Here is a 13,098-nt window from a genome sequence, read left to right on the forward strand (position 1 = left end):
ATCCCCCTTACCGCGCGTTACGCGAAAATTCCCTCATAGAATGAAGTGTACTAGTGAAAAGAGGTACTGTCAACTCTAATAAGATACGTAGCGAACATTGCATTTTATTGCATAAAATTAAGACCACTAGCCCATATATACTAGCCTTTTCAGTGAGAAAAAAATATGGAATATATCACAAATTGACGCCTCTATAATAGTACGGTTATGGCCCCGGAAAAGTTCCCTTTTTCGGCTTTGAATGCCTATTTTTGCTGATTGCTGGCAGGCAGACAGGTAGTTACGACGTGCGAGCGCCTGGCAACGAACTGTATCTGTGAGCAGGAGAATGCCTTGAACATGCTATGCGCCGTGAGACCCGCCTGACCTGAGCTCAGACAGCAACGCTGGTTGAGCGGCCATAAGGTTTGTTGGGATCGAGCAGAACGTTGACACAGGCTGGCAAGCCCGAAGCGAAGGCGCGCTCAAGTGCGGGGCGGATTTCCGCTGGGCGCTCAACCAGCTCGCCATAGCCACCAAGGGCTTCGACCATTTTGTCGTAGCGTATACCTGGGGCAAGCTCAGCTGCGGTAGTGTGGCCGACGATAGCCTTCTGCGGATGCTTGATCTGTCCCCAGGCGCCATCGTTGCCGATAACGGAGACAATCGGCAGCTTCTGCCGAACCATGCTCTCGAATTCCATGCCATTGAGGCCGAAGGCGCCGTCGCCGTGCAGGATCAGTACCCTTTTCCCCGGTCGCGCCAGCTGGGCGGCCATGGCAAAGCCAGTTCCCGTGCCCAAACAACCGAGCGGACCCGAGTCGAGCCAGTAGCCAGGGTGCTCTACATTGATGACGCGCGCTCCATAGCTCACGATATCGCCTCCATCACCGATAACTGTCGTCTCCGCATCGATAAAGTCGCGTATCTCGCGGCACAAACGCATGGGATGGATAGGAACTGCCTCTGAATTGAGCGCAGCGTTAGCGCGTTCCTGTCCCTTCTGCTCTTCGTTGCGCACATGCGTTAGCCATTCGTCGTGTTGTAGCTGCTTTGTAGCTGCGGTTAGCTGGCGCATAGCCAGGCCGACATCTCCCACCAGGCCAACTGCGGCGCCCCGATTGACGCCAATATCCTCGCCGGCCAGATCAAACCAGATGAGCTGGGCGCTGGTCGGGATCAAAGGAGGCTGGCCGTGGTTGAGGCGGAAGTCCATGCGCGTACCTATGGCTAGAATAGTATCTGCCTGTTCAAGAGCTTTGCGGCGGGCCGCGCTGAAGAAGAGCTGGTGCGTTGGTGGCAGGCTGCCGCGTCCGGCACCGTTTAAAAATACTGGAGCCTGGATGCGCTCGGCGAGCTGTCTTAGCTCTACTGCTGCCTCACACCACCAGACAGCAGTTCCAGCCATGATCACCGGGCGTCGGGCCTTTTCCAGCAACACGGCAGCTCTCTCAACCGACGTCGGATCGGGAGCTGTACGTCCGCCCGCCCGATAACTGGCGGGTTCGCCTGGATCGCTCAGAGTATCTGTGTCGGCGAAGTTATTCAGTATATCCATGGGCATTTCGAGAAAGACCGGACCCGGCTTGCCATTTAACATCTGCCGAAAAGCCGCGGCGGTATATTCGCCCAGGCGTGTGGTTTCGTGGACCGTGCGGGCCCATTTAGTGATTGGACGCAGCAGATCAAGCTGATTCATTTCCTGCAAGGCCCCACGATCCCACAGGCCCAGGGGAGCAGCTCCTCCAATCACAAGAAGCGGACTGCCGGCGAGATAAGCATTCGCCACGCCAGTCACGCCATCGGTCACGCCCGGTCCCGCCGTCAAGAGCGCGACGCCTGGCTTGCGGGTCACTTTGGCCCAGCCTTCGGCGGCGTGTACCGCTGCCTGCTCATGGCGCGTGTCCACTACGCGAATGCCTTCACGGATACAGCCATCATAAATGCCGGCAATATGGCCGCCGCTGAGCGTGAAGACTACTTCCACGCCTTCTCTTTTTAATGCTCTGGCCACCAGCCAGCCGCCATGTATTAAGCCCACGGTAAATCTCCTTCTGCATTGAGGATGGATTTCTACTCAAGGTTTCCTGATATTTAAGATGATACACCAGGTAGCTGGACAGAACCATGTAGCCAGTTTACAGTTTGCTAAATTTGGCCGACTGCCGAGGGAGAGAAAGTGGTCAGATCTTAGCGACTCAAGACTAATTAATTATCCCGTATAGCTAATCCCGTGTGCAAGTTTTTCCACCACCGCAGGCGGTGAGGAGGAAAGAGAGGCTGGGGTACGCCGCGATCTAGCGGATTTGCCCCATTATCTCTCCCCCGAAGAGGGTTCCACCGACAGCGGCAGCGCCCCTGTTATCTGTTGGTGGATAGGTCTGCCTTGTTTCTCAAAAGTTGCACATTGCGTTAGCCAGCTGCTGGAGCATACTAAATATCAAGGAGAATGGATTCCTTTTCAGAGAAATAAACGCGTTTATTTCTCTTGACAATCGTGGCCACATGCGCTACATTAGTAAAAGTAAACACGTTTACTTTTAGCTGCTAACAGAGTAACGAGCCAGCGGGAGAAGTAATGGAACAGAGCCATAGTAACTTCTTCGCACGTGAAGAGAAAGGAAGAGATTATGTCGTCTGAAGCGTTGAAGGTATCACCGCCTAAAGTCTTCTGGTCGCTGTTGAGCATTGGCATCATTCTGGCTTCCGAGATTGCCGCCATCTGCTCTATCGCAGTCTTATTCTTGCCATCGTACTTCCAGAATCTGGCCCGTCCTCCATTCCTCTCATTCGTTGGGAGCTGGAGCCCTTTTCTGGTAGCGTCTCCTTTGGCAGGCTTGCTGGCGGGCTTGCCTTGTTGGTGGCTTTTCATAGAGCACTCTAAACATGTGATCATCGGTCGCGGTGTAGCTGTGGGAGTACTTAGTAGCCTTATCGCTCATCCTCTCGTATGGACGTTAGTAGCACTATTCTCGCCGATTTTAGGTGGAGCTTGGGGCGATACAGCTCTTGAGCCGAATATCCAATATGTGCTCGTTTATTCTCTTATGAGCCTGGTCTATATAGGCTGGCTTACTGCAACGGTTGGTGGAGTCGCCGGCGCTCTGCTCGTTCAACTCCGACGTGCGTTGATAGACAAGCAAAAGGGGGCTCTGTCATGAAATCTGGCGCCCCTACAATATATATTCAGCCGACACCTATCCTCAACAGCCAACATCCCTTGCTGGCCCGTTTCACCAAGGAATTGCTAGCAGAAAATCCCGTGGACGAGAGGACCTTTTTGCAGATGGCACATCAGCGGCTCTCTGCGCGACTCTTGCCGGTCTATACCCTCAGAGAGCGCCAACCGGCCTCCATCACATTGGCCCGGGGATGCGGCTCCTGTAGCCAACGGATGGCGGTCTTGGAGGCGGTAGCACGCAGTGCCGGGATCGGTACACGCTCGCATGCGCTCTGGCTTGATGGGCAGTTCTGGTCTCCGCGCTTTCTTAAGCTGCGTCATTTTCTGCCACGACGCGTCCTACTTGCCTGGCCTGAGTTCTTCCTCGACGATGGTTGGATTGACTTCGCAGCGCTCTACGGTCCGCTGCCTGAGCTGGCTGATCACGATCACAACGGCTTTACCAATGCCGCAGACGAGACACTTTTCGAGGCGGTGAGCCGTACCGCCGTCGATTGGTATGGTCAAACAAGCTGCTCTGCCACTGATGCTTCTTGCAACCTCTCCCGTTTCGTCCTGGCCGATGAGGGGATCTTCCCCTCACGTGATGCCGTTTTTGATACGTATGGCTTATTCATACACCAACCAGGGGGCTGTCTCTTTGAGTTGATCTTCGGGGGACGCAAAGTCGCTTCATGACGGAGCATGTACAAGTCCTAATTCCAGAGATGAGAGATTGTAGCCAAAAAGCTCCAGGAGGCGCAAGGCAAAGCATTACTCATCTACTACGAATTGTGCCCCTTATCTGAGCTCCCTGCAGCCAGGCAGGAAGCGAGCCGCGCTGATATTCGTCGCAATTTCATACCTGTTGTGTCGCGTCATTAGATTGTAAAAGCTAATCATTTCTGGATAGAATAAGAGTAAGTCGCAATTTCATACTACTAAGTATGGCAGCGATGAGCAGGCTTTGCTGACACCCCTTGCAATTGTGAGGCCGTCAAGTCTACCGTCGTTGCATAACAAAGGCTTATCAATCGTAGGACAGGCTCAACAAAAAGGAGATCAGTACATGATTCGAGTTGCGATGGTAAGTTTCTGGCATGTGCACGCCAAAGATTATGCCAGACAGGCGCGTGAGCATCCAGAGACAGAAATTGTCGCGGCATGGGATGAGGTGCCGGAGCGAGGCCGCAGGGAAGCCGAAGCGTTAGGGGCACGCTTCTACGCTAACCTTGACGAGCTCCTGGCGCAAGCTGATATCGACGCGGTAATTATCGATACGCCCACTAACAAGCATCGCGATGTGATGGTTGCTGCGGCCCAGGCCGGCAAGCATATTTTCACCGAAAAGGTGGTAGCCACGACAGTGCGCGAGTGCCGCGAGATTATCGCTGCTGTAGATAAAGCAGGCGTCAAGCTCACGGTCTCCTTGCCTCGGCTCTACTGGGGCTCTACCCATGCCATCAAGCAGGTAGTTGATCAGCATCTCCTTGGCGAGTTAACGCTAGTGCGCACGCGCCTCTCTCACAATGGGGCCATTAGCACTCCTGAGAATCCGCAGGGCTGGTTGCCCGCGCACTTCTTCAATCGTGAGCAGTGTGGTGGGGGCGCGTTGATCGACCTGGGCTGCCATCCAATGTACCTGGCTCGCCTCTTCCTGGGTCTACCTGAGAGCGTTAGCGCTCACTACGGCTATATTACCGGGCGCGAGGTAGAGGATAACGCAGTCGTCACGCTGCAGTATCCCCAGGGCGCGCTGGGCATCGTAGAAGCCGGTTTTGTCAATCGCTTCTCGCCAGACACAATTGAACTGCACGGTACCGAGGGCAGCTTGCTTTATAACACGCCCGACAAGAAGATCCTCGTGCGTAGCTCTAAAGTAGAAGGCACGAACTGGCAGGAGCGCACAGATTTCCCGCCCGACAGTCCAGCAGCCTTCCAGCAATGGGTGGCGCATATTCAGCAGGGAACCACAGCCGACGAGAATATCAAGATGGCCCTCGATCTTACCACCTTGATGGAGGCCGCCAACATCTCGGCTCAGAACAATCAACTCGTACGTCTGGCGGATATCGGCGCTCAGGGATAGAGTTTGTTATGCAGTTATGCTCAGTCGATTGCATAGTAGCAATGCTCCGGCGTAGGAGGATATAGCATGGCAGTAACACATAAGGATCGTCTTGTATCTTCTCCAGCCTCACGTAGAAATGCTACCCCTTTTCTCTTTCAGACGATGCAGGAAGAGCCTGATGCGCTGGATCGTCTGGATATTCGCTTTCGCTGGGGTCGCTATGGCATCCAGGTCTTACGCTGTCATCTTGCTTCGTTCGCCGCTGGCTATGTTATTCCTGCTCACAAGCACCGCGATTATGAGTTCCACTTCATTCCAGCCGGCAAAGGAGTGGTAACTCTTGATGAGGGGCGCTTCCCGCTGCACGCGGGCGTCTTTTATCTGACGGGCCCGCAGGTTGTACACCGCCAGGATGCTGATGCGCAAGAGGCTATGCATGAGTTATGCTTGCATATCAATATTACGCCCATTGAGGAGGCGAGCGAGAAGGATCAATGGGGCGAACATTGGGAGCTTGCCGAGGCCGAGGAATGCGTGCGGCAACTCAATATGATGCCGGCAATGCCCATGCTTGATCAGTATAACGCGATGAACTGGTTCCTTGTCGCCTATCGGGCCTGGCACGATCGCGAGCTGGGAGCCTACACTACTATTCGCCAGGCTGTTATTCAGATCCTGATACGCTCCACGCGAGCGTATCACGGCTCTCAAGCCTACACGATCCTACCAGCCCGTGATATGAACACCTATCGCTATCGCCTCGCTACGCAGTACATTCGCGATAATTATGCCCACCCGATCACCTTAGAAGAAGTGGCGCATAGTTTGCATATCTGTGGCAGACAGCTACAGCGTATCTTGAGCGAGCACGCCGGAGAAACCTTTAGCGGCTACCTGGAGCGCTATCGGCTGGCTCAGGTCTGTATGGCCTTAACGCATACAGAGCAGACGGTCGAGCAGCTTGCGGTAAGCCATGGCTTTTCCAGCGGCAGTTACTTACATTATGTTTTTAAGAAGCGGCTAGGGCTCACCCCCCTACAGTACCGGGCCTTGCAACGCCAGGACGCGACCTGCACTTTGCCCGACTCATAAGCCTTCTCACCTGGCAGAGGAGGCTTTGCTTGTAGCGTATTTTCACTAGCAAAGGGAGACAGCATGACAGTTAAGATTGGACTCATCGGTTGTGGCGGTATCGCAGAAGTACACCTCAGAGGCTATCTGCAGGTTGAGGATGCCCGCGTTACGGCAGTTTGCGATGTCGTCGAGGAAGTCGCCAGGCAGAGAGCAGAGATGGCGGGGGGAGCTCAGGTATTCAGCACTATTCAGTCACTTCTGGCCGGGAGCGATGTTGATGCAGTGGATATCTGCTTACCGCATCACTTACATAAGGATGCGATTGTGGCCGCGGCTAACGCGGGCAAGCATATTCTCTGCGAGAAGCCGCTCTGCCTGACCCTGGAAGAGGCGGCGGCTGTGCAGAAAGCTGTCAGCGATAACGGCGTGATCCTGATGTGTGCCCACAATCAATTGTTTAAGCCCGCCGTTCAGCGTGCCAGGCAGCTGATCGAGGAGGGCGCGCTGGGCCAGGTCTACGAGCTGCGTACAACCGATTCTTTCTACCATTCATTTAATATGGAGACTATCGGCTGGCGCGGACATCGCGAGATGATCGGTGGAGGCGAATTAATCGATACGGGCTATCATCCTTCGTACCTGCTGCTCTATCTGGCCGGGAGCGAGCCCGTGGAAGTCAGTGCGATGCTAAGCAATCATCGTCTACATTTTATGGATGGTGAAGATTCTGCTCAGGTGCTTGTGCGCTTTGCCGATGGCAAGGTGGGCAATATCGTCACCAGCTGGGCTTATGAGCCTACGCCGAACACTGAGAAGTTCCAGGTTGTCGCGGAGCGTGGCTATATCTATAGCGAGGCCGGCGGCGATCTACATTACAAGATCCGCGGAAGCGAACCGGTAACCATTCCGCTGCCCAAGACCTCCGGCTTCAACGAAGAGATTGCCGACTTTATTACCTGCGTACGCGAGAAGCGTCGGCCGATCCATAATGAAGCTGATGGAATTAATGTGCTCAAGGTAATTCTTGGTGCATATCAGTCGGTAGCTGAGAAACGGACAATAATCCTGTAGTAGACAAATTCCCCCGCCCTTGATTGTGAGGTACAGTTTTGGCGCTATTTCCTGGCTGTGCCTCACTCTTCTCGGCTACGTTTGGTGAGAGCGCTGCAAGGCCAACCACTCGCTGTCGAGAATGGCATACAGGAGGGTATCCCACCAGCGATTCTTCATCCACTCGTTCTGATGCAAATGCCCCTCATTATGCATACCTATCTTCTCAAGAACGTGGGCGGAGCCCGTATTCTCGGCAATACATTCGGCCCAGATGCGGTGTAGAGCCAGCTTATCGAAGCCGAAGGTCAGCAGGGCCCGCGCGGCCTCTGTGGCATATCCTCGTCCCCAGTAACGGCTATCCAGCTCGTAGCCTATATCAGCCATGCGCGCCGAGGCCGTATTCATGCGGATGCCGCAGTTGCCAATCAGCCGTCCCTCCTCGCGGAGCACTATCGCGAACTGGAACTTTCGGCGCGGCCGCTCGTCTCGCCAGTTGATAAAGGTCTGCACAAAAGCGCGTACATCCTGTTCGGTCCTGTTCGTCCAGGGAACGTAGCGCAGGTAGAGGGGGTCCACTTGATAGGCGAACACGTCTTGCCAGTCATCCCTTTCAAACTCGCGTAGTATGAGCCGATCAGTGCTAAGGATCATAGACGTTACCCTTGCTACACAGCGAAATAAGTGTTGGCAGGCAGAACCTCTTGCCTGTCTGCCAACTCAGTGACACTATCAGCGTTATTCCAGGCCGATATCCCAGGCTTGTTGCAAATCGGCCCGCGAATAACATTGGAAAGCCATCAACGTATGGGTCCTGGTGATTGCTGGCAACTGCTGCATATGCCTGGTCACAACATCAGCCAGGTTTTCATAATCCTGAAAACGTAATAGCGCTACCAGATCATATTCGCCGGTGACAGAATATACCTCGGCTACACCCTCGATTTCCAGGAGACGTTGGGCGGTCTCATTAATCTCGCCACGTTGCGCATTGATTAATACGATAGCAGTTACCATGTGACACTCCTTAAATGAACATGCCCTTTAGTTGGAATACTCGCGGCCAGGCCAGCGAAGTATTTCCTTGTGGACCTGACCCCGAAAGCAGCATGCCAGGTCATCTTGTACATACTGCCTCATATAACATAGTTATTTTAACAAGGGATGGCAAGGGAGAAAAAATGCCCCCCCTATGCGTCTCCTAATAGAATTAGGCCGGTGGCGGCGGCACGGTTGGTAACTCCAAACTCAGGCCGATAACTTTGACTTTCTTGCGCAACGATTCCAGGCCATAACGGGGCGAGACCCAGGGATCTCCCCCTTCTTCTAGAATGTGGGGAATATCCCCCGGCTCCGGACCGATCGCATCAAGGGCGGTCTGCGCATACTTCGTGATTGCGTCATGTACAACTGTGGCATAGGCTTTATCGCGCTGGATCATCTCGCGCAAGAACTTGACGCCAAAGAGGACGTGGCGCGATTCGTCGCGCGCAACTGCCGTAAAGCCGGCCCGGAAGGATGGAAAGATATCGTGCTCCCGATAGGCTTCTAAAATGCCGCGCTGGCCGGCTAAGGCCATCGTGCCCTCGACGATAATATGGTAGAGGGTCACGCCTTCTACGAGGTGGCCAAGCTCATGGGGCTCGCGCCGTATGCGCTCAGCAACATCCTCTAAGGCTTCAATCAGGATGTAGCGCAACTTATCGTTCATTTTACTCTGCACGATTTGCAGCGTATCTTCCAGGCGTCCTTGATCAATACCCAGCACTTCTTTAAAGAAGCGGGCGAAGAAGACAGTATGGCGGGCCTCGTCGACGAGCTGTGTGGTCAGAAAGATGCGCTGCTCGTCGTCCTGGACGGCGCCTACATAAGGAGCCAGCGTGTTGGTGACGCATTCTTCGCCTTTGAAGAAGGCCGAAAGTCCATAGATGCGGGCGCGCTGCTCATTTTCGCTAGTTTTTTCCCATTGCTGGCGGTCAGGGGAGAAGTCAATCTCTTGCGCTTGCCATTGTTGGCGTTCCCAACGGTAATAGAGCTCGCGATAGCTGGGTAGGTGGACCAGGCCTTCGTCTATGATATTTAGTACGCGATCGATGGGGGTCTGCTGCAGCTGTGCCAGGGAGGCACTTTCTAAGGGCGTGTCAGATGGCATGGCGTTTTCTTAACTCCTTCTTGTCAATCTTGCCGACCGAGTTGCGCGGCAAGCTGTCTACAAATTCAATCTGACTTGGGGTTTTATAGTTAGCCAGCTTCTCGCGACAGTGAGCCATTAAGGCCTCTGCCTCGACTGGGAAACGCGTAACTACAAAGGCCTTGACTTCCTCTCCCATATTCGCTGAAGGTATACCGATGACTGCCGACTCGATGACGGCCTGATGCATAGCTAGCACTTCTTCTACATCGCGTGGATAAATGTTAAAGCCGCCACGAATGATGATATCCTTTTTGCGCTCTACGATGTAGAGATAGCCCTCTTCATCCAGGCGACCCAGATCGCCGGTATGTAGCCAGCCGTCGCGCAGGGCGTTGGCTGTCTCGTCAGGCAGATTATAGTAACTCTGCATGATGCTGGGGCCGCGCGCAATTATCTCGCCAGTCTGGCCGACTGCCATGGGCTTACCGTTGGCATCTACAATCTGAATCTCTACTCCGGCGATAGGCACTCCTACCGAGCCTGGCTTTGGCGCTGCATCGCGAGGTTGGGTTGTCAGAATAGCTGCAGCTTCAGAGAGCCCGTAGCCTTCGCGAATGCGGCACTGAAATTTCTGCTCAAAACTTTGCAGTACTTCTGTAGCCAGAGGAGCCGAGCCGCTGCTGCATGTCTGCAGGCTGCTCGTATCGTATTTTTCGGTGTCGGGCGTGTTGAGCAGGGCCACGAACATAGCAGGTACCGCAGAGAAGGCGGTTATGTGATGGCGTTCGATGGCGGAAAGCACGGCGTGGACATCAAAGCGTGGGTGCATGATAATTCTTGCCCCGGATAGGCAGGCGATGTTGGAGATCGCCAGACCGTAGGCATGGGCCAGCGGCAAAATGGCGAGCTGGACCTCTGCCTTGCGTTCATGAGGAGCTGTGCCGCCGACACTGTTGAGGGCATTGGCAATCAGATTACGATGGGTGAGGACGACGCCCTTGGGTCTGCCCGTGGTGCCGGAGGTATAAAGGATTACTGCCGTATCGTCGGGCGATACCGTAACACCTTCGAGATCTGAAAGGTAGTTGTCGGCTTTAGCGGCTCCGCTGGCCACAACATCCTGGTAGGCGAGAAGCTGGAGATTATTGTCAGGTTGTGCGCGGGGCGCCTCACCTGCAGCCTGCGCGGCGATGATATAGCGTATGGTGGGGAGATTGGCTAAGGCGCCCTGTAGCATCGGTACGAGGGCCGCACTGGTAATAATCGCGCAGGCCGCTGAATTCTCGGCAATATAATGGACCTCTGGCGCTTTAAGCAGAGGAGTAACTGGAATAATAATGGCGCCGGCACGCGCTATCGCCTGGTAAGCGATAAGGACTTCGGGACGGTTGGGCATCATCACTAAAATGCGCGCGCCGGGGGCGATCTGTAAGTTGCGCAGGCCCGCCGCGAGTTGTGTGGCTTCTCTAGCGAGTTCAATGTTGGTGTATGGGCGGGCCTGCTGCGCCTCTTCATAGATAATCTGGGTGTAAGGGCCAAAGCAGGTGCAGTTATAAATGACCAGATCGTACAAAACACGAAAGTTGCGCTCGTTTATGGGCCTTGTAGAAAGCATGCGTCTCTCCTCCTACTTGGATGCGCAAGCATACAAAATACCTGACATATATGGAAAGATCGGGCTAAGGTGGAGGATAGATAGCCGGTTTATAGGTGGGGCCGGGAGCGCGACCATGGGGAAATAGTGGGCAAGGCGCTGAGCCCGGGGAGTAGTGCAAGGCTCTTTCGTAGATCATGCTGTAGCTCTCTCCTTCTGCTGACGCCCTTCTTTGGGCGCGGCTTGTACTTCGTTGGCAGTGAATAGCATGTACAAACGGTTGATCTGCACGGAGCAGGAGTATCACCAGATATCACTAGACGGAGAGTATTATTTTAAGGTTATATCATGATGAAGGAATATAAAGCAAGGCTTGCCAGCCCTTTTTTTGTACAGACAAGCCTTCTGGCTCGTAGCCCTAAAAAGTTGCCCGGATCAGTGGGTGTATTCTGCTTGAGCTGGCTCATTGAATGGGGGTTCCAGCCGGCTATAGACCTTCCAGGCCTGGGATAGGCGTTGTATGCCTTTGCTCAGTGTCTCAGGAGGCAGCAAAAAGGGCAGCCGTAAATACTGGTGGTGTAAATCGTCTACCGACATCACGGTTCCCGGCGTGATCACAACTGCGAAACGCAAGGCGATCTGAGCAAATTCGCTAGCATCGCCAACGGGAAGGCGTACCCATAGAAAGAAGCCGCCGGAGGGCGTGTGCCAGGTCCAATCTGGCAAATATGCGCCTAAGAGTTCAGTTACCATTTGTAGTTGAGCCCGTAATTGCTGCTGGCGAAGCGCCTTCACTTCAGCTAGATGATCGAGCAGCTGTAAAGCGATGGCCTGCGTCAGGCTACCCGTGCCCAGGTCGGCGATGATTTTCAGGCGGCTCAGACGCGTGATGAGGGCCTCCGATGCCCGAATCCAGCCCACGCGCAAGCCTTGCCAGAAGAGCTTGTTCATTGAGCCAAGTGTCAGAATGGCTTCCTCTGAGGCAAAGCTGGCCAGGGGTGGAGGTGCTTCGTCGGTGAGGCAGAGATCGGCAAAGGCATTATCTTCAATGATTGGGAAGGCAAATTCGCGGGCCAGGGAGGCAATCGCGCGCCGGCGTGCGCGCGAAAGCAGGGTGCCCGTAGGATTGTGGAAGGTCGGGGTCAGATAAAGCAGGCGCGGCAAGCATGTGCCCAAGGCCCGCTGCAGGACGTCGACGCGCAAGCCTTCGCCATCCATAGGCAGTGGGATAAGTCGAGCTCCCAGCGCCCGAAAGGTATCGAGGGCCCCAAAGAAGGTTGGATTTTCGATGAGGACAGTATCACCGCGCTGTACATAGAGCAGCGCGGCTAACGAAAGGGCCTGTTGCGCGCCCGAGGTTACAAGGATTTGTTCAGGCCTGGTGGGCAGTCCCATTTGTACAAAGTAGCCCGCGATAGCCTGGCGGAGCTCGGGCAGACCCGAAGGAGCATAGCCTGGCGTGCTTAAGAGCGCAGCGAGCTTGTCCTCTTGCAAGGTGAAAGCTTGTAGGGAAAGACCATCCAGAGCGCCGGGTACGCCTGTCGAGAGATCGATAAGGTCTTGCGGCTCGTGCAGGAGCATCTCAAAGAGCGGACTGCGCGCCAGCGAGCCATTAGCTGTGGAGCGATAGTTTGCGGCCTGCTCCTGGGAGAGTGCCTGTACCCAGGTACCGCTGCCATGCTGACGTATGATAAGGCTCTCTTGCTGCAGTACGTCATAGGCCGCGATCACTGTATTGCGACTCACGGCCAGAGCCTCGGCCAGCATGCGTTCGGCGGGCAGGCGCGTCCCAGCCGGAATATCGCCTTCAAGAATAGCCTGGCGCAGGGCTTGCGCCAGCAGACGATAGAGAGGACCGGAAGCGCGTGACCAGGCGCCAAGGATATTGACGAAGTTTGTCAGGTCCATTTCCAACCACTTTTTCGCTAAATGGATCTGTATTCCGAGATCCATTCACACTATACTCTTCCCTGAAGATAATGCGCAAGGTCGAAGTGGTTGGATTGGATTCTATAATTTGCCCTTTAACCTTGCCT

The 13,098-nt window shown here is 54.5% G+C and carries 11 protein-coding genes; 5 read left to right on the top strand and 6 right to left on the bottom strand.

Annotation, left to right across the window (positions count from 1 at the left end):
* Nucleotides 1-373 precede the first annotated feature (373 nt).
* Complete coding sequence (locus tag EPA93_RS32330; RefSeq protein WP_165423540.1) at nt 374-2,020, bottom strand: acetolactate synthase; 1,647 nt, start codon at nt 2,018-2,020, stop codon at nt 374-376.
* Between the two features lie 589 nt (nt 2,021-2,609).
* Here EPA93_RS32330 and EPA93_RS32335 point away from each other — a divergent pair.
* From EPA93_RS32335 to EPA93_RS32355, 5 genes are all read left to right on the top strand, one after another.
* A complete protein-coding gene (locus tag EPA93_RS32335; protein WP_129891473.1) occupies nt 2,610-3,140 on the top strand; it encodes a hypothetical protein in 531 nt (176 codons plus the stop codon).
* The gene (locus EPA93_RS32340; protein ID WP_129891474.1) at nt 3,137-3,838 is read left to right on the top strand and encodes a transglutaminase domain-containing protein; all 702 of its coding nucleotides are present in this window, start codon (nt 3,137-3,139) and stop codon (nt 3,836-3,838) included. Before EPA93_RS32335 ends, EPA93_RS32340 begins: the two co-directional genes overlap by 4 nt.
* A 370-nt stretch (nt 3,839-4,208) precedes the next feature.
* A complete protein-coding gene (locus tag EPA93_RS32345; protein WP_129891475.1) occupies nt 4,209-5,228 on the top strand; it encodes a Gfo/Idh/MocA family protein in 1,020 nt (339 codons plus the stop codon).
* Between the two features lie 66 nt (nt 5,229-5,294).
* Entirely contained in the window at nt 5,295-6,302 is a 1,008-nt protein-coding gene (locus EPA93_RS32350; RefSeq protein WP_129891476.1) for an AraC family transcriptional regulator, read from the top strand.
* A gap of 63 nt (nt 6,303-6,365) precedes the next feature.
* Nucleotides 6,366-7,355: a Gfo/Idh/MocA family protein gene (locus EPA93_RS32355; RefSeq protein WP_129891477.1), complete on the top strand. Its 990-nt coding sequence runs from the start codon at nt 6,366-6,368 to the stop codon at nt 7,353-7,355.
* A gap of 75 nt (nt 7,356-7,430) precedes the next feature.
* Here EPA93_RS32355 and EPA93_RS32360 read toward each other — a convergent pair whose 3' ends face one another.
* From EPA93_RS32360 to EPA93_RS32380, 5 genes are all read right to left on the bottom strand, one after another.
* The gene (locus EPA93_RS32360) at nt 7,431-7,988 is read right to left on the bottom strand and encodes a GNAT family N-acetyltransferase (RefSeq protein WP_129891478.1); all 558 of its coding nucleotides are present in this window, start codon (nt 7,986-7,988) and stop codon (nt 7,431-7,433) included.
* 84 nt (nt 7,989-8,072) lie between these two features.
* Entirely contained in the window at nt 8,073-8,351 is a 279-nt protein-coding gene (locus EPA93_RS32365) for an Lrp/AsnC family transcriptional regulator (RefSeq protein ID WP_129891479.1), read from the bottom strand.
* A gap of 193 nt (nt 8,352-8,544) precedes the next feature.
* Nucleotides 8,545-9,486, bottom strand: coding sequence for a ribonucleotide-diphosphate reductase subunit beta (locus EPA93_RS32370; RefSeq protein ID WP_129891480.1), 942 nt, complete (start codon nt 9,484-9,486; stop codon nt 8,545-8,547).
* Nucleotides 9,476-11,083: a long-chain-fatty-acid--CoA ligase gene (locus EPA93_RS32375; protein WP_129891481.1), complete on the bottom strand. Its 1,608-nt coding sequence runs from the start codon at nt 11,081-11,083 to the stop codon at nt 9,476-9,478. The genes EPA93_RS32370 and EPA93_RS32375 overlap by 11 nt, the downstream gene beginning before the upstream one ends.
* Nucleotides 11,084-11,497: 414 nt before the next feature.
* Entirely contained in the window at nt 11,498-13,015 is a 1,518-nt protein-coding gene (locus EPA93_RS32380) for an aminotransferase-like domain-containing protein (RefSeq protein ID WP_129891482.1), read from the bottom strand.
* Between the last annotated feature and the right edge of the window lie 83 nt (nt 13,016-13,098).

Source organism: Ktedonosporobacter rubrisoli (genome assembly GCF_004208415.1).
GTDB classification, from domain to species: Bacteria; Chloroflexota; Ktedonobacteria; order Ktedonobacterales; family Ktedonobacteraceae; genus Ktedonosporobacter; species Ktedonosporobacter rubrisoli.